This window comes from Natronorubrum halalkaliphilum, from assembly GCF_009834785.1.
Lineage (GTDB): Archaea > Halobacteriota > Halobacteria > Halobacteriales > Natrialbaceae > Natronorubrum > Natronorubrum halalkaliphilum.
The window spans coordinates 81,661-100,746 of record NZ_WUYX01000003.1; the positions used below are offsets into that span (position 1 = coordinate 81,661).

23 protein-coding genes are annotated in these 19,086 nt (G+C 60.3%); 17 read left to right on the forward strand and 6 right to left on the reverse strand.

The annotated features are described in order from the left end of the window. Positions 1–55: 55 nt before the first annotated feature. Positions 56–1,756: an acyl-CoA mutase large subunit family protein gene (locus GS429_RS00550; RefSeq protein WP_160061676.1), complete on the forward strand. Its 1,701-nt coding sequence runs from the start codon at positions 56–58 to the stop codon at positions 1,754–1,756. 46 nt (positions 1,757–1,802) lie between these two features. Here GS429_RS00550 and GS429_RS00555 read toward each other — a convergent pair whose 3' ends face one another. Then, entirely contained in the window at positions 1,803–2,294 is a 492-nt protein-coding gene (locus GS429_RS00555) for a GNAT family N-acetyltransferase (protein WP_160061678.1), read from the reverse strand. Between the two features lie 162 nt (positions 2,295–2,456). Here GS429_RS00555 and GS429_RS00560 point away from each other — a divergent pair, with 162 nt between their 5' ends. The 5 genes from GS429_RS00560 to GS429_RS00580 all read left to right on the forward strand — a co-directional run bounded on the left by GS429_RS00560 (position 2,457) and on the right by GS429_RS00580 (position 5,752). Next, on the forward strand, positions 2,457–2,873 hold the full coding sequence (locus tag GS429_RS00560; RefSeq protein WP_160061680.1) for a cobalamin B12-binding domain-containing protein: 417 nt from the start codon (positions 2,457–2,459) through the stop codon (positions 2,871–2,873). Positions 2,874–2,994: 121 nt separating this feature from the next. Beyond that, positions 2,995–3,468, forward strand: coding sequence for a MaoC/PaaZ C-terminal domain-containing protein (locus GS429_RS00565; protein ID WP_160061682.1), 474 nt, complete (start codon positions 2,995–2,997; stop codon positions 3,466–3,468). 1,024 nt (positions 3,469–4,492) lie between these two features. Continuing rightward, complete coding sequence (locus GS429_RS00570; protein ID WP_235920696.1) at positions 4,493–4,912, forward strand: CBS domain-containing protein; 420 nt, start codon at positions 4,493–4,495, stop codon at positions 4,910–4,912. A gap of 187 nt (positions 4,913–5,099) precedes the next feature. Further along, positions 5,100–5,258 carry a hypothetical protein gene (locus GS429_RS00575; protein WP_160061686.1) on the forward strand — a complete coding sequence of 53 codons (159 nt, stop codon included), beginning with the start codon at positions 5,100–5,102 and terminating at the stop codon, positions 5,256–5,258. 281 nt (positions 5,259–5,539) lie between these two features. Next, entirely contained in the window at positions 5,540–5,752 is a 213-nt protein-coding gene (locus tag GS429_RS00580; RefSeq protein WP_160061688.1) for a hypothetical protein, read from the forward strand. Positions 5,753–6,028: 276 nt separating this feature from the next. Here the strand turns inward: GS429_RS00580 and GS429_RS00585 are convergent, their stop codons facing one another. Next, the gene (locus GS429_RS00585; protein ID WP_160061690.1) at positions 6,029–7,024 is read right to left on the reverse strand and encodes a phosphate uptake regulator PhoU; all 996 of its coding nucleotides are present in this window, start codon (positions 7,022–7,024) and stop codon (positions 6,029–6,031) included. 486 nt (positions 7,025–7,510) lie between these two features. Between GS429_RS00585 and GS429_RS00590 the strand changes: the two genes are divergently transcribed. Genes GS429_RS00590 through phoU form a run of 5 tightly spaced genes read left to right on the forward strand, consistent with a single transcriptional unit; the run spans position 7,511 to position 11,979 of the window. Beyond that, a complete protein-coding gene (locus tag GS429_RS00590) occupies positions 7,511–8,536 on the forward strand; it encodes a substrate-binding domain-containing protein (protein ID WP_160061692.1) in 1,026 nt (341 codons plus the stop codon). A gap of 15 nt (positions 8,537–8,551) precedes the next feature. Continuing rightward, on the forward strand, positions 8,552–9,544 hold the full coding sequence (gene pstC / locus GS429_RS00595) for a phosphate ABC transporter permease subunit PstC (protein ID WP_160061694.1): 993 nt from the start codon (positions 8,552–8,554) through the stop codon (positions 9,542–9,544). Further along, entirely contained in the window at positions 9,541–10,464 is a 924-nt protein-coding gene (gene pstA / locus GS429_RS00600) for a phosphate ABC transporter permease PstA (protein WP_160061696.1), read from the forward strand. Before pstC ends, pstA begins: the two co-directional genes overlap by 4 nt. A 1-nt stretch (position 10,465) precedes the next feature. After that, the gene (pstB, locus tag GS429_RS00605) at positions 10,466–11,302 is read left to right on the forward strand and encodes a phosphate ABC transporter ATP-binding protein PstB (RefSeq protein ID WP_160061698.1); all 837 of its coding nucleotides are present in this window, start codon (positions 10,466–10,468) and stop codon (positions 11,300–11,302) included. A gap of 2 nt (positions 11,303–11,304) precedes the next feature. Next, positions 11,305–11,979 (forward strand): phosphate signaling complex protein PhoU, encoded by a 675-nt coding sequence (phoU, locus tag GS429_RS00610; RefSeq protein WP_160061700.1) that lies wholly within the window; start codon positions 11,305–11,307, stop codon positions 11,977–11,979. A gap of 369 nt (positions 11,980–12,348) precedes the next feature. Here phoU and GS429_RS00615 read toward each other — a convergent pair whose 3' ends face one another. After that, a complete protein-coding gene (locus GS429_RS00615; protein WP_160061702.1) occupies positions 12,349–12,654 on the reverse strand; it encodes a hypothetical protein in 306 nt (101 codons plus the stop codon). Between the two features lie 296 nt (positions 12,655–12,950). Between GS429_RS00615 and GS429_RS00620 the strand changes: the two genes are divergently transcribed. Further along, positions 12,951–14,105 carry a pyridoxal phosphate-dependent aminotransferase gene (locus GS429_RS00620; RefSeq protein ID WP_160061704.1) on the forward strand — a complete coding sequence of 385 codons (1,155 nt, stop codon included), beginning with the start codon at positions 12,951–12,953 and terminating at the stop codon, positions 14,103–14,105. Positions 14,106–14,135: 30 nt separating this feature from the next. Here GS429_RS00620 and GS429_RS00625 read toward each other — a convergent pair whose 3' ends face one another. From GS429_RS00625 to GS429_RS00635, 3 genes are all read right to left on the reverse strand, one after another. Beyond that, positions 14,136–14,864 carry an SDR family NAD(P)-dependent oxidoreductase gene (locus GS429_RS00625; RefSeq protein WP_160061706.1) on the reverse strand — a complete coding sequence of 243 codons (729 nt, stop codon included), beginning with the start codon at positions 14,862–14,864 and terminating at the stop codon, positions 14,136–14,138. Between the two features lie 161 nt (positions 14,865–15,025). Continuing rightward, on the reverse strand, positions 15,026–15,616 hold the full coding sequence (locus GS429_RS00630; RefSeq protein ID WP_160061708.1) for a DsrE/DsrF/DrsH-like family protein: 591 nt from the start codon (positions 15,614–15,616) through the stop codon (positions 15,026–15,028). Further along, on the reverse strand, positions 15,616–15,861 hold the full coding sequence (locus GS429_RS00635; RefSeq protein WP_160061710.1) for a sulfurtransferase TusA family protein: 246 nt from the start codon (positions 15,859–15,861) through the stop codon (positions 15,616–15,618). Before GS429_RS00635 ends, GS429_RS00630 begins: the two co-directional genes overlap by 1 nt. Positions 15,862–16,109: 248 nt before the next feature. Here GS429_RS00635 and GS429_RS00640 point away from each other — a divergent pair, with 248 nt between their 5' ends. The 5 genes from GS429_RS00640 to GS429_RS00660 all read left to right on the forward strand — a co-directional run bounded on the left by GS429_RS00640 (position 16,110) and on the right by GS429_RS00660 (position 19,033). Next, positions 16,110–17,303, forward strand: coding sequence for an MBL fold metallo-hydrolase (locus GS429_RS00640; RefSeq protein ID WP_160061712.1), 1,194 nt, complete (start codon positions 16,110–16,112; stop codon positions 17,301–17,303). A gap of 17 nt (positions 17,304–17,320) precedes the next feature. Continuing rightward, positions 17,321–17,878, forward strand: coding sequence for a YeeE/YedE family protein (locus GS429_RS00645; RefSeq protein WP_160061714.1), 558 nt, complete (start codon positions 17,321–17,323; stop codon positions 17,876–17,878). A 2-nt stretch (positions 17,879–17,880) separates the two neighbouring features. Next, complete coding sequence (locus GS429_RS00650; protein WP_328821172.1) at positions 17,881–18,339, forward strand: YeeE/YedE family protein; 459 nt, start codon at positions 17,881–17,883, stop codon at positions 18,337–18,339. A gap of 77 nt (positions 18,340–18,416) precedes the next feature. Next, positions 18,417–18,656: an antitoxin VapB family protein gene (locus GS429_RS00655; RefSeq protein ID WP_160061716.1), complete on the forward strand. Its 240-nt coding sequence runs from the start codon at positions 18,417–18,419 to the stop codon at positions 18,654–18,656. Further along, on the forward strand, positions 18,653–19,033 hold the full coding sequence (locus GS429_RS00660) for a type II toxin-antitoxin system VapC family toxin (protein WP_160061718.1): 381 nt from the start codon (positions 18,653–18,655) through the stop codon (positions 19,031–19,033). Before GS429_RS00655 ends, GS429_RS00660 begins: the two co-directional genes overlap by 4 nt. Positions 19,034–19,086 lie beyond the last annotated feature (53 nt).

The following is a 19,086-nucleotide window of genomic DNA, read 5'->3' on the forward strand; positions in this document are numbered from 1 at the left end:
ACTACTGGCCATCCGATAACAAGACTTTAGAATCTTGGCACTGATATTCATACCAATGTTCGACCAGGAAGAGCTCGACGGAATTCGCAACCAGCGCGAGCAGTGGGAAGAAGACACGCTCGAGCCCACACTCGAGGCCCACGGCGAACGAAAGGACCGCTTCGGGACGGTCTCGAACCACGAGGTAGACCGACTCTATACGCCGGAGGATATCGCCGATCTAGATTTCGAAGACGATCTCGGATTCCCCGGAGAGCCGCCGTATACGCGCGGTCCATACCCGACGATGTACCGCGGGCGGACGTGGACGATGCGTCAGTTCGCCGGCTTCGGGACCGCCGAAGAAACAAACGAGCGGTTCCACTACCTCATCGACGAAGGCCAGACCGGGCTCTCGACGGCGTTCGACATGCCGTCGCTGATGGGGATCGACTCCGACCACCCGATGAGCGAGGGTGAGGTCGGAAAGGAGGGCGTCGCCGTCGACACCCTCGCGGACATGGAAATCCTCTTCGACGGTATCGACATCGACGAGGTTTCGACGTCCTTTACGATCAACCCCTCCGCAGCGGTCATCTACGCGATGTACATCGCGCTGGCCGACCAGCAGGGCGTCCCTCGAGACGAGGTTCGTGGAACCCTCCAGAACGATATGCTCAAGGAGTTCATCGCCCAGAAGGAGTGGGTGATCCCGCCGAGCCCGTCGCTCAAGATCGTCACCGATACCATCGAGTTCGCCGTCGACGAAACGCCGAAGTTCCACCCCGTCTCCATTTCGGGCTACCATATTCGCGAAGCCGGCTCGACGGCCGCTCAGGAGGCCGCGTTTACCCTCGCCGACGGCTTCGCCTACGTCGAAGACTGTCTGGACCGCGGACTCGACGTCGACGAGTTCGCGCCGCTGCTCTCCTTTTTCTTCAACTCTCACAACTCAATCTTCGAGGAAATCGCGAAGTTCCGCGCCTCCCGTCGCATCTACGCGAGAGTGATGGAAGACTGGTACGACGCCGACCGACCCGAATCGAAACGGCTCAAGTTCCACACGCAGACCGCGGGTCAGTCGCTGACCGCCCAGCAGCCGCTGAACAACATTGCCCGCGTCACCATTCAGGCCCTCGCCGGCGTCCTCGGCGGCACGCAGTCCCTGCACACGAACAGCTTCGACGAAGCGCTCGCCCTCCCCAGCGAGAAGGCCGTCCGCGTCGCCTTGCGGACCCAGCAGATCATCGCCGACGAGTCCGGCGCAGCCGATATCGTCGACCCCATGGGCGGCAGCTTCGCCATCGAGAAGCTCACCAACGAGATGGAAGAAGAGATCATGGCGTACATCGAGGAGATCAAAGAGATCGGCGACGGTTCGGTCCGCGACGGCGTCCTCGACGGGATCGATCAGGGCTACTTCCAGCGCGAAATTCAGGAGTCGAGCTACGAGTACCAGCAACGCGTCGAACGCGGCGAAGAGGTCGTCGTCGGCGTCAACAAGTACACCATCGAAGAGGACACTTCGCCGGACATCCTCCAGATCGACGAGACGACGCGCGACCGCCAACTCAACCGCCTCGAGCGCGTCAAAGACGAACGCGACGACGAGGAAGTCGAGGCCACGCTCGAGGCGCTGTCGGACGCGATCGAGTCCGAGGAGAACGTCATGCCGTACATCATTGACGCGGTCAAAGCCTACGTGACGATGGGCGAGATCATGCAGGTGTTCGAGGACCACCACGGCGCCTACCAGGAAGAGCTGAGCCCGGTCTGAGCCGGCCGAGACGGTAGCGGTAGCGGTTTCGTTTTTTGTTTTCCCTCTACGGCTCAAGCACGTACGTACACTCGGTGTAGCTGTCGCCACCGATCTTGATCGCTTCCGTCGAGACCTGCTCGAACCCGAACTCGCGATAGAACTCGTTGCCGGGTTCGTTGGCTTCGAGCACCATCGCCTTGATGCGCTCGACGTCCTGATCCGTCAATCGGTCTCGGGTCTCCTCGAGCAACCGTCCACCGAGTCCCTCGTTGCGGTGGTCGGGCGCGACGTAGACGCGAAGGATGTTCCCCTCCTGTTCGTCGTGATCCCAGGTCGCGTGGGCGAAACCGACGATTTCGTCGTCCCGTTCAGCCACGACCATCAGCGCCCGCGACCAGATAATCGAGTCCTCGATCCGATCCGCGGAGTACCACTCGTCGAGCCCCTCCTGAATGGATTCACGGCTCAGAATGTCGGGATAGTCGTCGGTCCACGAGTCCTGTGCCACCCGCTGAATGTCGTCGATATCGTCGGTCGTCGCTTCGCGTATTGTCATATGGTACCAACCATCTATATCGGATTAATCCTTTTCCTCGATTCGGCGGAAAATTCGGTGAACCGATAGACGGACGTGACAGTCACGTTCGGCGACCAAAGCGAGAGCCGTTTCGTTGCGGGTTCCGATAGAATCATACCGCTTCCGGTGAAACGCTGGACCATGAGTACGGAGAGCGAACAGCAGAGTATTCGGTGTATGGTCGCGAAAGTCGGACTGGACGGACACGACCGCGGCGCCCACGTCATCGCTCGCGCTTTTCGCGATGCCGGCTTCGAAGTCATCTACTCCGGACTGCACAAAGCACCCGATGAAATCGTCCAGGCGGCAGTCCAGGAGGACGTCGACGTCCTCGGCATTTCGATCCTCTCCGGCGCTCACGACACGCTCGTTCCGAAGATCATGGACGGACTCGAGGAGTACGGTGCCAAAGACGACACGCTCGTTCTCGCCGGCGGCGTGATCCCCGATGAAGACCGGACTCAGCTCAAAGACGACGGCGTCGCTGCGGTTTTCGGGCCGGGAACCTCGATCGAGGAGACGATCGAATTCGTGCGTGAGAACGCTCCTGATCGGTGAGCGCTGAGAGTGGACCAGACGGTTGACAATCGAGCCAGTACCTGATCGTGCTCCGTTCGGTGGTGTTCTACGGATTAGCCCCGCGAGGAACGTATTTGGGTCTTGTCACCAAATAACTGGTATGGCATACAGTTACAAGCCACATTACTTCGAGGAGTTCGAGGTCGGACAGACGTTCCAGAGCCCCGGCCGAACGATCACCGAGACTGACGTCGTCATGCACTCTGCGATGACCAGCGACTGGAACGAACTCCACACGAACAGCGAACACGCTGAAGAGCGTGGATTCGGCGAACGGATCGTCCACGGCCCGATGACGTTCGTACAGACGATCGGCATGGTCATGCGTATCGGCATCCTCGAGCGCACGGCGTTCGCGTTTCTGGGCATGAACTACATGGACCTCCCGAACCCCGTGTATATCGGCGACACCGTATCGGTCGATATCGAGGTTGCCGAGACGAAATCGCTGGAGAGTCGCGATGACGTGGGGTTGGTCATCTTCGAGACCGAAATGACGACTCAGGAGGACACCGTTGTCTTCCAGGGGGACATGAAGTTCTTCGTTCTCTCGAGCGAGAACACAGAATCGTAGTCCCCCGGACCACGCGTGGTCGGTAGTCGCACCTATCGACCTCGAGTAGGGCGAGAATAGAGCCCCAACCGGACCTGATTTCACACTATCGCACAGCCATCGGGAGAGCAGGTACGCACTGGTTGCCAGTGGCTATTGTAGTGGCCGATAACCGTGTCTCTGTCGGACCTGCAAATCAGAAACAACGATCGGTGAGTAGCTAGCATGTCTGAGTAGACATAATTATTATAGCTCCCTGTATTTGGATAGCTAATATCTGGAAAGTGGTATTTATAACGGTTAGTCTAATTCATTAGTCTAACTAAATAGCATAACCAAATGGCGCGGTGCTACGGGCCTAAAACGGTGTATCTGGTAGTAAGAATATATGGGACTGCTCGGAATAGCGAAGTTCACCACACTATTGCAATACTTTGAATTCAAATGATAGTATAACCCCCATAGTAATATTTCAGAGGTGTTCCGAACATCGATTACCAGATGATGTCAAGTCGCGGCAGAAATTCTGATTCACGATTAACTGATCAGTGGGTCATCATCCACTTCCCATACCACTGGTCGGAATCGACTCGAACACCACCATGTCCGCTGTTCTCGAGCGCTGCCCGAGTACTGCAAAAGGTCGTTCACCATCTCTACTCCCATTGTCCGTATCGACGTGGTCGTTGCAAGATTCACTTTCAATCAGTGCACAAATTACTGCGGACATAGTGGTGTTGTCTCTGACTATCGGAACCACCGAACGTCAGCAAACGTCCGATCTCACTGGAGTCCGAAAGGTAAGAATAGTGACACTCAAACGGGGAACGGATATGACCGGGAGCGGAACAAACGAGGCCCGGAGACAGTGCGGTCGGTGTGGAAACCGTTTCAACTTCGGTACACTCCTCCCTCTAATCTCCCACGGGATGGATCTGCCTCGATTACCATCTTCGCTGGCTCCGATTTTTCGCCCAATAAACTAATCACGAGCCGATACAGTCTATTCCAATAGCGAGCTATGTCCCCGCAGATCCGAGAGGTGATGACAGAAGACGTGATCTCCTGTGAGAACACGTCATCACTTCACCGAGTCGCAGAACTGATGCTCAGTCATTCCGTTGGTAGTGTCGTCATCACCACTGACGGAGATCCCTATGGAATCGTCACTGAAAAAGACCTCATCCACGCAGGGTATCAGTCGGGAAAGTCTTTCGCGGAAATACCGACTCGAGCAGTAGCCAGCCATCCGCTGGAAACTATCGCCCCAAACCGAAGTGTACAGCTCGCGGTAAAGCGGATGCAAGAGGACCGTATCAAGAAACTCGTTGTCGTCGACGGTCTCGAGGTCTGTGGGATCATCACCCATCAGGACCTTTTGAACCACTACGGGAAATTGAACAGGGAACTCCAACAAACCCTCCAGGAGCGAAAACAACGACCAGAATCATCACGATGGAGATAGTATCCAAAGCAATCACACTCTAAATGTGAATTTGTAGCCGCTGGGAGTAACGTAGCTCCCCGTCTCCATAGATGAGATATATTTCTGATTATTTACACGCCGGACTGGGCTTCCTCGCGAGTACTACCCCAGTTGACTGCCCACTACTTACAAGTACGATCATCCACGTATAGAAGAATATCCGTCTATGGGGGTGATCGATTTCATCGGGACGGCCCTCGGCCTGCTCCTGATGATGACCGGGTTCGCAACGTCCGGATTCATGAGCGGTCGGCTCGGCACGCTCTCCGCGGTTGCGTTCATCAGCGTCGGCTTTCTGTTCTTTCTCTGGGGGGAGACTCGGTGATCCCTCTCGAGAACGCAACGTGGCGGTCCTCCGATCGCTCGGGGTATCGGTGGACAAAATCTATTACAGTCCTCAAGGGGTGTGACCGACGCGACTCATAGTCGATACAACGGCCAGACACAACAGATCACCAAATCTACCGACAATTCCTCTCCGGCCGTTTCGTTCGTTCTTCTGTTCGTTTTCGCCACAAATTTACTCGATTACATGTGGACATCAAAACTGGACATCAATGAGAAGATGAACTAGGTTTACATGACTGGATAACCGACCAGTTTGGTATGAGTTCGCCCGAGGTCAACCCAGTAGATCCGCACGTCCTCGAGCGCAACTACGACTACGCACAGAAGAACGTGCGCCTGCTCTCGATGTGGTACGACTGCGAGCCAAAGCAGATGCTCGAGTTGCTGGCCGACAACGACATCGAGCTTTCGCGGAACGATAGGCTGCAGTTCGGGCAGTACTATCAGGCGGTGCAACAGCAGTCTCCGTGACTGGGTTCTGAACGACGAGTTCTTTCCTCGGGTGGCGACCGTCAACTCGCTTTTTTCGGTTCCGACGACACAGCTTTTCTCGAGCGTTTCGCGGCCGATCGGTCCGGTTCGAACACCACAGTGTCCGGAGTACTGTCCGCCACTTGACCTCCCTCCTCATCCGGCTACTGTAGGTCAGTACCGGCGCCACCACAGTCGTAGTTGGACGGGGAACTCGGTACAGCAGTCCGTATCAAGCGTGATCGAAGCGCGACTTTGGAGTCCGCAGTCGACTCGCTACGGTCTCGGCGCTGCCTTCTGCAGTGCCGTCTCGGCGATGTTCCCGCCGTAGTCGGCACTGCGGGAGAGCGAGTCGAGAATCAGGCCGAGCGACTGAGCCCGTACGGGATCGAGATCGCGGAGCATGTCGTCGATCGACCGGGTGTGTTCGTCGATGGCCAGAACGGATTCGAGCGCGTCGTGACCGAGATCGGCCGCCTCGTCGGTGTCCTCGGCGAACAGGGCGTCCATCGACTGCTCGAGAATCGTCGATGCATCGGCGTGCAGTTCGAGCAGTCCGTCGGCGACGTCCTCGGGAATGTCGTCGAGCTTCTGGGCGAGCTGGCTAATCTTGACGGCGTGGTCGGCGACCCGCTCGAGTTGCCGGGCGCTCGAGTGAAAATCGAAGCAGTCCTCGCGGGAGACACCGAGCCCCTCGGCGGCGCGGGGAGACCGAAGCGTCGCTCGGAAGATCCGCGAAACGACGAGAAAGAGCCGATCGACGTCGTCGTCGCGTTCGACGACGTCCCGTGCCATGTCGTCGTCGTTCTCGACGAGGGCCGTGAGTGCGTCCTCGAGCATCGAGGTTGCGATCAGCCGCATTCGGGTCACGGCGTTGACGATCGACAGCTCCGAGGAGTCCAGCAGATCCTGAACGACGACGGCCTCCGTCGACTCCTCGACGATCTCGACGCCGACGAGTCCCTGCACGGCGTTGCGAATCGCCCGTCGCTGGTCCGTCGTGATGCGACCTGCCTCGAGCCGAATGATGTCGAACCCGCTGACGTACATTGTGAGAATGGCTCGCACGAGCTGTTCGTCCTCGAGCGTGGCGACCTCGAGCGTGCCTTCTTGATGGTCGGCGTCGCGCTGTGGCGTGACCAGTAGCGTGTCGTCCTCCGAGTAGAGCTCCACGGTCGAGCCGCTGCTGATACCGTTTTCGGTTGCCCACGTTTTCGGGAGCGACACCGTATACGTCGATCCACCGGTCACCTGGACCTTTCGGGTCTCCATGGGTGGCGATTTTCACGAATAGAATATAAATCTACCTGGATCTATAGAGCTATCGCGGGATTCGGGAATGGGGGATCAAATAGGGTATATTCGGGGATATAGCGAACACATTCAACTGTACTAGTATGCAGAGAACGGGAAACAAACATATTACTATATAGATATGGATACGGATTCGGATAGTCGCCGAGACAGAACGAGGTGGCGGATCGGTGACCGTGTATTGTCGTTCAAAGAGTGGGTTATACACCGTTTAGAAGGGATGTCGGGATTGTTCGGTACTGGTGATTCCGACGAAGAGGGTCGCTTCGAGGGTCTGTTATCGAGCAGTCGTCCGTTCAACGCTCGTCCCGAGAACTGCTTGTCGACGGCTGTTCTACCGTGTTCCGATATCTATAGTCGGATACGGAGACGGATATTGAGCTACGCGAATAGATATATAGATCATAGCATCCTCTTTATATAATACACACCACGACTCATCTGATGACGGACAACACGTCCGAAACCGGTAGAATCGGGATGACATCGCGGCGAGGATTCCTCGTCGGAACCGGCGCCGCAGGCATTACGGCGCTCGCGGGCTGCAGTGCCGGAGGCAGCGACGGTCCGTCCGGAACGATCGACGCGTCCGGGTCGAACACGGTCGCCCCGATCACCTCGTGGGCGGGCGAGAACTTCGAGAACGAGTATCCGGACGTACTCGTCGACGTCGCCCCCGAGGGAACGGGTGCTGGGTTTCAGGAGTTCTGTCGTGGCAATTCCGCCGTCCAGAGCGCGAGTCGAGAGATCACCGAAGACGAGATCGGTCTCTGTGAGGAGGAGGACGTCGATTACGGCTTCATCGAGGTCGGACTCGACGGGCTGTCGGTCGTGAAGAACTCGGAAAACGACTGGGTCGACAATATCACGCTCGACGAACTGCAACAGATCTGGGAGTTCGAGTCGGACGTGGAGACCTGGAGCGACGTTCGCTCTGAGTGGCCCGACGAGGACATGGAACTCCATGCTCGCGACGATGCCTCAGGGACGTTCGACTACTTCACCGAGGCGATCAACGGCGAACTGGGGAACATCCGCGACGACTACTCCGCGACCAGCCAGACCAACGAGATCATGAACGCCGTTGCCAGCAACGAACACGGCTTCGGCTGGGGCGGTCTCGGCTACCTTCGTGCCATCGAAGACGACCAACCGATCGAAGCGGTCCCCGTCGAGAGCGACGCGGACGGCGAGTTCTACCTACCCGAACAGGAAAACATCGAGGAAGGAACCTACTCGCCGCTCGCCCGCCCGTTGTTCGCGTACATCAACCTCGCGAGTCTCGAGGAAGAACCCGACTTAATCGGCTCGTTCGCTCGCTTCTACGTCAACAACCAACACGACTTCGCACGCGACGAAGGGTTCTACGCGACGACCGACGAAGCCCAGGAGGCAAACCACGACAAGATCGACGACTGGCTCGATCAAGTCGGATCGGATCCGGACGATATCACCGTTCAGCGAGCGTAACCGAAAGGAAACACGATGAGCACTGAAACCGACCCCGGACCGGGAATTACCGGCGGTACCGCTCGAGACGATATCGAGTCGAACCGCCGGGCACGACGCATTCTCTTCGGGTGTGCGTCGATCACGGTCCTCACGACGCTCGCGATTTTTTTCGTGCTGTTCGATAACGCCGCCAGCTACTTCTTCGGTGCGCGGTTCACCGAGATGCTCATGGGCGCAAGCGTTGAGCAGACGGTCACGTTCACCGAGTTCTTCACCGGAACCCGGTGGGCACCGTCCCATGCGACGCCGTCCCACGGGGCGCTCCCGATCATCTTCGGGACGCTCGCGATCACCGTCGGCGCGGCGTTCGTCTCGATTCCGATCGGCACCGCGACCGCGATCTACCTCTCGGAGTACGCCTCGCCGGCGGTTCGTTCGAAGCTCAAACCGACGCTCGAGATTCTCGCCGGGATCCCGACGATCGTCTACGGCTACTTCGCGATCGCCTTCATCAATCCGGTCATCCTCGGCCCGATCGCCGGTGCGCTGTTCGGCATTAATCTCGGTCGATACAGTCTCCTCTCGGGGATGCTCGTCGTCGGGATCATGACGATTCCGATGGTGTCTTCGATCAGCGAAGACGCGATGAGCGCAGTTCCGGACGACCTCAGAAACGGCGCGTACGCGCTCGGCGCGACGAAGTACAACGTCTCGACGCGAATCGTGCTCCCGGCCTCGATCTCGGGCGTCTTCGCGTCGTACATCCTCGCGGTCTCGCGAGCGATCGGCGAGACGATGGCCGTGACCCTCGCCGCCGGGTTCAACGCGAACATCACCGCGAACCCGTTCGACGAGGTCATGACGATGACGGCGTACATGGTGTCTCGGGCCCGCGGCACGTCGGCGGTCGGGACCGTCGACTACCAGAGCCTGTTCGCCGTCGGACTCCTGTTGTTCCTCATGACACTGGCGATGAACTTGCTCAACGACTGGTTCAAGCGACGCTTCCAGGAGGAGTACCGATGAGTACCGATACCGACGACGCGCCGTTTGCCGAATCCGAAGAGACGCCGTTTACCGACATCGACCTCGGGTGGGAACACCGCAAGAACCGGATCTTCCTCGGCATCATCTTCGCCGCGTCGATGTTCGGTGTCGTCATGCTGGCGCTCTTACTGCTCGACGTCGTGACCGACTTCTACCGAGGACAGACCGAGTTCGGCATCAGCCTGATCGACTTCTTCACCCGCGACGGTTCGCGTCGTCAAGAGTTGGCCGGGTTCAGGGGGGCGATCGTCGCCTCGGTGATGCTGATGATCTTCACCGCAATACTGGCGTTTTTCGTCGGCGTCGGCTCGGCGATCTACCTCGAGGAGTACGCGCCGGACAACCGAGTCACGCGACTCATCGAGGCGAACCTGGCGAATCTCGCCGGCGTTCCGTCGATCGTCTACGGGCTGCTCGCGCTGGCCGCGTTCGTCAATGGAATCGGTCTGGGTCCGATCCTGTTGGCCGGGGCAATTGCGCTCGCGCTGCTGGTGATGCCGATCATCATCGTCTCCACGCAGGAAGCGCTTCGGGCGGTACCCGACAGCATGCGAAACGGCTCGTACGCGACCGGCGCGACGAAATGGCAGACGATTCGTGGGGTCGTGCTCCCGGCCGCGATGCCCGGCATCATGACCGGAACCATCCTCGCGCTCGCTCGAGCGATCGGCGAGACGGCACCGCTGATCATGGTCGGGGCGCTGTTTACGAACCGAATCGCGTGGGGCCCCTTCGATCGCTTCAGCGCGATGCCGACCCAGATCTACAACTGGGCGGCCGAACCGGAGCCTCACTTCATCCACCTCGCGGCGACCGGGATCGCCGTGTTGCTCGCGTTTCTGTTCGCCATGAACGGGATCGCGATCTACCTGCGAAACAAATACGAGAGGGATCTATAGCATGTCAACAGAGCAAAACAACGAGCCGATCATCAAGACGGGTGTACAGAACGTCGCAATTGGAGCACGCGACCGTCCCGACGAAACCGTCCTCGAGGCGACGAACCTCGACGTCTACTACGGCGACGAGCGGGCGATCGACGACGTCTCGATCGAGATTCCCGAAACGAAGGTCACGGCGATGATCGGCCCCTCGGGCTGTGGGAAGTCGACGTTCCTGCGCTCGATTAACCGGATGAACGACCAGATCGACGCCGCACGCATCGACGGCGACCTCTACTTTCAGGGGAAAAACGTTTACGACGAGGACGTCGATCCCGTCGCCCTGCGCCGGAAGATCGGGATGGTGTTCCAGAAACCGAACCCGTTCCCGAAATCGATCCACGATAACGTCGCCTACGGCCTGCGCGTTCAGGGGAAAGACGACGACGTCAATCTCGACGAGGCAGTAGAACGGGCGTTACGCGCCGCGGCGCTGTGGGACGAGGTGAAGGATAAACTCGATTCCTCGGGCCTCGACCTCTCGGGCGGCCAGCAACAGCGTCTCTGTATCGCTCGCGCTATCGCCCCGGACCCAGAGGTCCTTCTGATGGACGAACCGGCGTCGGCGCTCGATCCGATCGCGACGTCGAAGATCGAGGATCTGATCGCCGATCTGGCCGAAGAGTACACGGTCGTCATCGTCACGCACAACATGCAGCAGGCGGCGCGGATCTCGGACAAGACCGCGGTCTTCCTCACCGGCGGCGAACTCGTCGAGTTCGACGACACGACGACGATTTTCGAGAACCCCGACGACAACCGCGTAGAGGACTACATCACCGGCAAATTCGGCTAACCATGGCACGAAACGACTACCGGCGACAGCTTGCGGAACTGCGCGAGAGCGTCCTCGAGATGAGCGAACTCGTCTGTCAGCGGCTTCGGAAGGCGCTCGAGGCCCTCGAAACTAAAGACGACGACCTCGCAGAGCGGATCATCGCGGGCGATCACGAGATCAACCGGCTGTACCTCGATCTCGAGGGGCAGTGTATCGACCTGTTCGCGCTCCAGCAGCCTGTTGCGGGCGACCTGAGATTCATTGCGGCCTCGTTCAAGATCAGCACCGACCTCGAGCGAATCGGCGACCTCGCGGTCAACCTCGCGGAGTACTCACAGCGGGCCGAACGAGATCGGTACACCGAGATCGATATCGGCTACATCGGCACGCAAACCGTCGAAATGGTCGAGGAAGCCATGCAGGCGTACGCCGACGACGATCCGGAGACGACCCGCGACATCGCGGCGCTGGACGACGAGATCGACGCCCTCTGCGAGGGAGCGAGCGAAGTCGTCGTGCGAGACTTGCTCGAACTCGAAGCGACGACCGGCGTGACCGGCGACGAAGCCCTGATCGAGGACGTCTCCCGGATGTTACTGACGATTCGGGACCTCGAGCGCGTCGGCGATCACGCGGTGAACATCGCCGCGCGAACGCTGTACATGGTTGAGAACGACGACGAACTGATCTACTAAAAAAAGCACCGTGAGTGCCTAGGAGTCGTACGGAAGACAACGTTTTCCGTGACCGAGCGGAGCCAAGCGCGAGCAACGCTCCCGCGAGGTCGTCGGTGATCTCCGCCCACTGTAAGCGATTCCACAGCAATTGCTCTGTCCGCGAGACCGACGGTTTCGTTTGATGCGGAGACGCTTTCGGCGTCTCGAACCACGTGACGCAGGCAGTCCATCGAGAATAGAATCGTGGAACCGCCTGCTGATACTGTCTGACAGAAGTCAATACGAAGCCGATCGTGAATTCGGGGTCGTCGCCCGCGGTGACGACCCCAGCAAAACGATCGGATTCACGTCGTTCTATTCAACAGTATGAAACAAAACCCGTCGCGGTCACCTGCTGTCTTCTCGAACCGGGACACCGTAATCGACGTGAACGTCCGGAGTTCGCGGCGACTCAGGCGAGGTAACCCCGCTCCAATCGGCGAGATGGACGTTCCGCACCTGGCCGGAAAATCGGAACCGCATGACCCCGGTCTCGACCGCACCTTCCGCGGCGTGTTCTGAAACGACCGTCGCCTCCTCGAGCGGATCGGCACCCACCAGTTCGATAGCGCCGTCAACGCTGATTTCGTAGTTCGAGAGACTACCTCTCCCGATAATTGTAACGAGGTTGGGAAGTCGGACGTCGGCTGACATACCCTGATAGGTCAAGCCGATCGGTATAAGCCTTCTTTTTGACCGAAGCGGGGACTCGCTCGAAATCGCGTCTCGTGACCACAAAGTATATTATTCCTTGCACTACCGGATTGTGTACGAAGTGGGCAGCGGGTAGGGGTACTCGCGTTTCTGCCCACTCGACTCCCGTCCGTGAGCCGTGGCGGTGGGACGTCTCGGGTTTCGACGTCCCCCGACTCCGTTCGTTCCGGCCGCGAGTGTCCTGCAGTGATTTCCGCCATCCAACTGCTTTTGGAACGGCTCACCAGTGATTGTGTATGCCAACGCCAACGGAGCGAGTCCGCCGAGCCGAACGCTCGAGTATCCGTATCATGTTCGATCTCGCGGAACGCCACGACGGCGACCTCGTCCGACTCGAGGTCGGCGAACCCGATTTCGATACGCCCGAACACGTTATCGACGCGGCCGCGCAGGCCGCTCGCGAGGGGGCGACACACTACACGCCGAACGCGGGACTGCCGGCGTGTCGGCGGGCGATCAGCGAGACGCTGGCCGAGAATTTCGGCGTGATGCACAATCCCGATGAGGTCGTGGTCACCGTGGGCGGAATGGAGGCGCTCCATCTGGCGATTCTGGCGACGGTCTCGCCCGACGAGGAGGTTATCGTTCCCGGTCCCACGTGGCCGAATTACGAGACCCAGGCCCTCCTCGCGGACGGATCGTTCCGCGAGGTGCCGATGCCGGCCGAATCGGGGTTCGACCTCGAGGCCGACCGCGTCGTCGAGGCGATGAGCGACGACACCGCAGCGGTCGTGCTCACGACGCCGTCGAATCCGACCGGCCGGGTGTTCGATCGCGACGAGTGCCGTGCGGTCGTCGAAGCCGCTGCCGACCACGACGCCTACGTGATCGCCGACGAAGTGTACCTCGGGCTTACCTACGACGGCGCGGCCGAGGGAATCGCCGCGTACACCGGCCACCCCGACCACGTGTTGACCGTCGGCTCCTGTTCGAAGGCGTACGCGATGACCGGCTGGCGACTGGGCTGGCTCGCGGGCGATAGCCACCTCATCGACGAAGTTACCAAGATTCACGAATCGACGACCGCCTGTGCCTCGAGCGTGGCCCAACACGCCGCGATCGCCGCACTCACGGGGCCACAGGAGCCGTTCGAGGAGATGTATCGAGCGTTCCGACGGCGGCGGGATCTCGTCGTCGACCGCGTCGGGGAGATCGACGGGCTGTCCTGTCCGCGGCCGGAGGGGGCGTTCTACGCGTTTCTCGAGACGGAGATCGACGACGACAGCCTCTCGATCGCGAAATATCTGTTGCGGGAACACGGCGTCGTGCTCGCCCCCGGCAGCGGGTTCGGAGACACGGCCCCGGAACGGCTGCGGCTCTCGTTTGCGAACTCCACCGAGCGTCTCAACGAGGGGTTCGATCGGATCGAGGCCGGGCTTCGGGAGTACTGAAACCTCTCGAAGAACAGCTCGATAGGCCCGTTACTGCATTAATTCGCCGCCGTTCACGTTTAGCGTCTCGCCCGTAACGAACGTCGCGTCGCGGAGGTACGCGACGGCGTCGGCGATGTCTTCGGGCTGTCCGTACCGGTTGACGGGAATCCGAGCCAGCTCGTCGCGTTTCTCCTCGGCCGTCCGATCGGCGGTCATATCCGTCTCGACGTGACCGGGCGCGACTGCGTTCACGCGGATCTCGGGGGCGAAATCAGCCGCGTGGCTCCGGGTGAGCGAGAGGAGCGCCCCCTTCGAGGAGGCGTAGTGACATTCGATCGCTGCGCCCGTATGAGCGAGAATCGAGGAGATGTTCGTGACCGAGGGATCGTCGGTCGACTCCCGAAGCCGTGGCAGTGCCGCCTTCGTGACGTTGAACGCGGAGTTGACGTTGACGTCCATGATTCGATCGAAGTCGTCCGGCTCGAGGGCGTCGGTGTGGACGTGCTGGTCGATGCCGGCGTTGTTGACGACGTGATCGAGGCCCCCGAGCGCGTCGGCGGTGGCGTCGACCAGTTGGGCAGCGTCGTCGGCGTCCGAGACGTCTGCACCGACGACGATCGCCTCCTGGCCGTGGTCGCGGATGTCGTCGGCGACCCGTTCGGCGGCGTCCTCGCTCGAGTGGTAGTTCACCGCGACGTCGTAGCCGTCGGCGGCGAAGCGAAGCGCGGTCGCGCTGCCGATACCGCGGGACGATCCGGTGACGAGTGCAGCGGGCATATGCCCACGGTGAGAACGGGCATCGACTTTGCAGTTCCGGCTGTTGGAACGGATTGGTGGCGATGTATCAGCGGTGCTGAGTAGTACGTTGACTTTGACGACGCATTGGTCGTTGTCCGTGGCGACCTCGCTTGTTCCGCGGGAACAATCTCCGCTATCGCCTAAACCAGAAGCTGAACGTCGGATTCGGCCATGTGCTGGATCGCGGTGGCCGCGCCGACACCCGTCGTCACGCCGTCGTAGAAGTCGTCCTCATCGTATTCCATCAACTCGATCGTCATCTGACAGGCCTGCAGGTCGACGCCGCTTTCTAGCGAGACGTCGATGAGTTCTTCGATAGTGGCGGTCCCGTTCTCGTCGATTTTCTTCTGCATCATCTTCGTTGCCATCGCGTCCATCCCGGGCAGCGCGGCGAGCGCGTTCGGCATCGGCATGTTCGGATTCCCGACGGCGCTCAGTTTGAGGTCCTGTGACTTCTCCTCGTGAAGGATGTCGAGTCCCCAGAAGGTGTGGAACACGATGACCTCCCAGCCGAACGCAGCGGCGGTACTCGCGAGGATCAACGGCGGGTACGCCATATCGAAACTCCCCTGGGTGGCGACGATCGTCATCTTCTGCTGGTCGTCGCCGTCGTCGACCGCAGCCATCGACGCCTCGAGTTCCTCGACGCGCTCGCGTAGGGCCTGTAATTCGGCGGCATCGACCTCGCTGTCGGCGTCGTCGACCGACGTCGTTGGGTTGTCCGTGCTCATTATTCCGTCTTCTTCACGTAGTGGGTGTACAGATCGTCGCCCTCGACCTGCTCGAGCAGTTCAACGCCGTCGGTACCGTCGGCCCATCCCTGAATGTCGCTTATGCTGCCCGAATCGGTCGCGACGACCTCGAGCACGTTACCGGCCTCGAGGCCGTCGATAGCCTGCTTCGTCTTGACGATAGGCATTGGGCAGGACTGTCCTTTCACGTCGAGCGTCTCCGTGGTATCGTATTCCGAACTCATAGTGGATCTTTGTGCTCTGTATTGGAGCTATCATACAATATTGGCTATGACCATATAAGGATATCGATTATTGCACAGTACACGAATAGCCGACTGCAGAGCAATTATCGATCAAAACATCCTCTAGGGCACTCTACTGTGCGTCAATGCCCATCTCACTGCTATATCTTGCCAACCTATATTGTACATAATGGGAAATACTATGCAAAACCTTAAGTGGTCGAGCCCGGTACTGAGAAGTGTACAACATGGACGACATGGACTTTCCAACGCCGGACGTCGAGATCGAGTCGGTGACGCCGACGGAGCTGAAAGGACGCATCGACGCGGGTGAAGACGTCACGCTTCTCGACGCCCGAATGGAGTCGGACTACGAGGAGTGGCGAATCGACGGCGAGACCGTCGAGTCGGTCAACGTTCCGTACTTCCACTTCCTGGACGAGGTGATCGACGACGACGTTCTTGCACAGGTTCCCGACGACCGTGAGGTTACGGTCCTCTGTGCCAAAGGCGGCGCCAGCGAGTTCGTCGCGGGCTCGCTCAAAGAGCGCGGCTACGACGTACACCACCTCGAGGAGGGGATGAACGGCTGGGCGCGCATCTACGAGCGCGTCGAAGTCGAACGCTACGACGGTTCCGGAGCCCTCTATCAGTATCAGCGCCCCTCGAGCGGCTGTCTCGGCTACCTCGTCTCCGACGGCGACGAGGCGGCCGTCATCGACCCCCTGCGTGCGTTCACGGATCGCTACCTCGAGGATGCTGCGGAACTCGGCGTCGACCTGCAGTACGCGATCGATACGCACGTCCACGCGGATCACATCTCGGGCCTTCGAAACCTCGCCGAGGAGGGCGTCGAGGGCGTTATCCCCGCGGCCGCAGTCGACCGCGGCGTCACCTACGCCGACGAGATGACGCTGGCCGAGGATGGGGACGAGTTCCAGGTCGGCGACGCCACCATCGAGACCGTTTTTACGCCCGGCCACACGTCCGGGATGACCTCGTACCTGATCGGCGACTCGCTGCTCGCGACCGGCGACGGCCTGTTCGTCGAGAGCGTCGCTCGCCCCGACTTAGAGGAAGGCGACGAGGGCGCCGAAGACGCCGCCAAACAGCTCTACGAATCGCTGCAAGAGCGCGTGCTCTCGCTGCCCGGCGACACCCTCGTCGGCGGCGCCCACTTCAGCGACTCGGCCGTTCCCGCCGAAGACGGCACGTACACGGCACCGATCGGCCAGCTCGAGGCGGACATGGCCGCCCTGACGATGGACGAAGACGAGTTCGTCGAGTTGATCCTCTCGGATATGCCGCCCCGTCCGGCTAACTACGAGGAGATCATCGCGACGAACCTCGGCCAGCAGGAGACCGGCGACGAGGAAGCGTTCGAACTCGAGCTCGGTCCGAACAACTGCGCCGCCAGCCAGGAGTCGCTGGCCGGTGACTAACCACATTCAGCAGCCGAATGGTAACTGAACTCTTCGCACCCGCGCTGTACGAATCCCTGTTCCCCGCCGGGATCAGCCGCTACGCCGTCGGCGGGCTGCTCGTCGGCCTCGGCGCCGTCGTCATCTACCTCGGGACCGCCATTCCGGCCGGCGCAAGCACGTTTCTCGAGTCGACGCTGTCGTACGTTTCGGACCGGTCACGGTTCCAGCGCTACGTCTCCTCGCGGGATTGGCGGGTCGTCTTCACGCTCGGGATCGTCGCGGGCGCGTTCGTCTACGCGCTAACGTTCCAGTCTGGACTGGTCTCGAGCGGGCTCTACGAGTCCGGTACGACCGGACAGCTGTACGACGTCGGCGGTTTCTCGCTCTGGTTGACGGACGTTCAGCCCTGGCGGCTGTTCCTGGGCGGGATCCTCGTCGGCATCGGGACCCGGATCGGCAAGGGCTGTACCTCGGGCCACGGCGTCTGTGGGGTCGGCTCGGCCTCGAGGACGTCGATCGTCGGCGTGATGACGTTCCTCGCCGTGGCGATCGGAACGGCCCAAGTCGTGATGGCACTGGGGGTGAGTCCGTAGCCATGGCGGATCGACATCCCCTGTTCATGCCGCTGATCTTCGTCGGCGGCCTGATCTTCGGGTTCGGGCTGGGCTTCAGCCACATGGCCCGCCCCGAAGTCGTCCTCAACTTCCTCCAGTTCGAGGACTTCGGGCTGTTGTTCGTCATGGGCGGCGCAGCGGTCGTCACTGGCATCGCCTTCGCGCTGGTGCCGCGACTGCTCGACCACGCCCCGCTGACCGGCAACACCTACGGCCGACGGCTGAAATCGTTCGACCGAAACGTCCTGATCGGCGGCGCGATCTTCGGCGTCGGCTGGGGTCTCTCGGGGATCTGTCCCGGCGCGGCCTACGCCAGCCTCGGCGTCGGCAACGTCACGATTCTCTGGGCGCTGGCCGGCATGTTCGTCGGGGCCTACGCCCAGGGCTACTGGCGCAGCCAGCGCGCCGCCTCGGAGACGTCGGCCGCGGGCGCTGACTGACGTTTCGTGTGCGGCGTACCGCCGAGACCGACGTACTTATTGAGCGGCACGATGTACGTGTGCCCGTACGTGTACACATGGCCACGAAAACCCTGACGATTACCGAGGAGGCATACGAGCGGCTCAAGTCGCACAAACGGAAGGACGAAAGCTTCACGGACACCGTCATACGGCTTACCGAATCGAACGAGGACGTTATGAAAGGATTCGGCGCGCTCGCCGACGACGATGGGTTCGACGAAGCCGCCGGCCGTACGCGCGACGACCTCGACGACGCGTTCGACGAGCGGCGCGAACGACGCACCAGCGAGCGATGATCGCGCTCGACTCGTCGTTTTTGGTCGATTATCTTCAAGGACAGGACGCCGCGCGGTCGTTTCTGGAAGGGCGAGACGAACCTGCGTACTACGTCCCGACGATCGTGCTCTTTGAACTGTATCGGGATGCAGCGTGGTCCGACACTAGGTCGACCGACGTCGTTTCGGAGAGCCTCGATTGGACGGAACCGTTAGCGTTCGACGCCGGCGCGACGCGTGAGGCGGCACAAATCCACGCGGAACTACTCGCGAACGGGAACCAAATCAAGGTTGCAGACGTCATGATCGCCGGCGTCTGTCGCCGCCACGGCGCGTCGATCGTGACCCGAGACGGCGACTTCGAAGCTGTCGATGACCTCGAGATGATTCGATACTGACTGAACGGCGGATCGGCGCCGCACACGCCCGACCGCCCGGAGTGACTCACAGG

Excerpts from the sequence above, each read along its gene's own strand:
- GS429_RS00550 (WP_160061676.1), top strand. The coding sequence starts at position 56 with ATGTTCGACCAGGAAGAGCTCGACGGAATTCGCAACCAGCGCGAGCAG.
- GS429_RS00555 (WP_160061678.1), bottom strand. The coding sequence starts at position 2,294 with ATGACAATACGCGAAGCGACGACCGACGATATCGACGACATTCAGCGG.
- GS429_RS00560 (WP_160061680.1), top strand. The coding sequence starts at position 2,457 with ATGAGTACGGAGAGCGAACAGCAGAGTATTCGGTGTATGGTCGCGAAA.
- GS429_RS00565 (WP_160061682.1), top strand. The coding sequence starts at position 2,995 with ATGGCATACAGTTACAAGCCACATTACTTCGAGGAGTTCGAGGTCGGA.
- GS429_RS00570 (WP_235920696.1), top strand. The coding sequence starts at position 4,493 with ATGACAGAAGACGTGATCTCCTGTGAGAACACGTCATCACTTCACCGA.
- GS429_RS00575 (WP_160061686.1), top strand. The coding sequence starts at position 5,100 with ATGGGGGTGATCGATTTCATCGGGACGGCCCTCGGCCTGCTCCTGATG.
- GS429_RS00580 (WP_160061688.1), top strand. The coding sequence starts at position 5,540 with ATGAGTTCGCCCGAGGTCAACCCAGTAGATCCGCACGTCCTCGAGCGC.
- GS429_RS00585 (WP_160061690.1), bottom strand. The coding sequence starts at position 7,024 with ATGGAGACCCGAAAGGTCCAGGTGACCGGTGGATCGACGTATACGGTG.
- GS429_RS00590 (WP_160061692.1), top strand. The coding sequence starts at position 7,511 with ATGACGGACAACACGTCCGAAACCGGTAGAATCGGGATGACATCGCGG.
- pstC (WP_160061694.1), top strand. The coding sequence starts at position 8,552 with ATGAGCACTGAAACCGACCCCGGACCGGGAATTACCGGCGGTACCGCT.
- pstA (WP_160061696.1), top strand. The coding sequence starts at position 9,541 with ATGAGTACCGATACCGACGACGCGCCGTTTGCCGAATCCGAAGAGACG.
- pstB (WP_160061698.1), top strand. The coding sequence starts at position 10,466 with ATGTCAACAGAGCAAAACAACGAGCCGATCATCAAGACGGGTGTACAG.
- phoU (WP_160061700.1), top strand. The coding sequence starts at position 11,305 with ATGGCACGAAACGACTACCGGCGACAGCTTGCGGAACTGCGCGAGAGC.
- GS429_RS00615 (WP_160061702.1), bottom strand. The coding sequence starts at position 12,654 with ATGTCAGCCGACGTCCGACTTCCCAACCTCGTTACAATTATCGGGAGA.
- GS429_RS00620 (WP_160061704.1), top strand. The coding sequence starts at position 12,951 with ATGCCAACGCCAACGGAGCGAGTCCGCCGAGCCGAACGCTCGAGTATC.
- GS429_RS00625 (WP_160061706.1), bottom strand. The coding sequence starts at position 14,864 with ATGCCCGCTGCACTCGTCACCGGATCGTCCCGCGGTATCGGCAGCGCG.
- GS429_RS00630 (WP_160061708.1), bottom strand. The coding sequence starts at position 15,616 with ATGAGCACGGACAACCCAACGACGTCGGTCGACGACGCCGACAGCGAG.
- GS429_RS00635 (WP_160061710.1), bottom strand. The coding sequence starts at position 15,861 with ATGAGTTCGGAATACGATACCACGGAGACGCTCGACGTGAAAGGACAG.
- GS429_RS00640 (WP_160061712.1), top strand. The coding sequence starts at position 16,110 with ATGGACGACATGGACTTTCCAACGCCGGACGTCGAGATCGAGTCGGTG.
- GS429_RS00645 (WP_160061714.1), top strand. The coding sequence starts at position 17,321 with ATGGTAACTGAACTCTTCGCACCCGCGCTGTACGAATCCCTGTTCCCC.
- GS429_RS00650 (WP_328821172.1), top strand. The coding sequence starts at position 17,881 with ATGGCGGATCGACATCCCCTGTTCATGCCGCTGATCTTCGTCGGCGGC.
- GS429_RS00655 (WP_160061716.1), top strand. The coding sequence starts at position 18,417 with ATGGCCACGAAAACCCTGACGATTACCGAGGAGGCATACGAGCGGCTC.
- GS429_RS00660 (WP_160061718.1), top strand. The coding sequence starts at position 18,653 with ATGATCGCGCTCGACTCGTCGTTTTTGGTCGATTATCTTCAAGGACAG.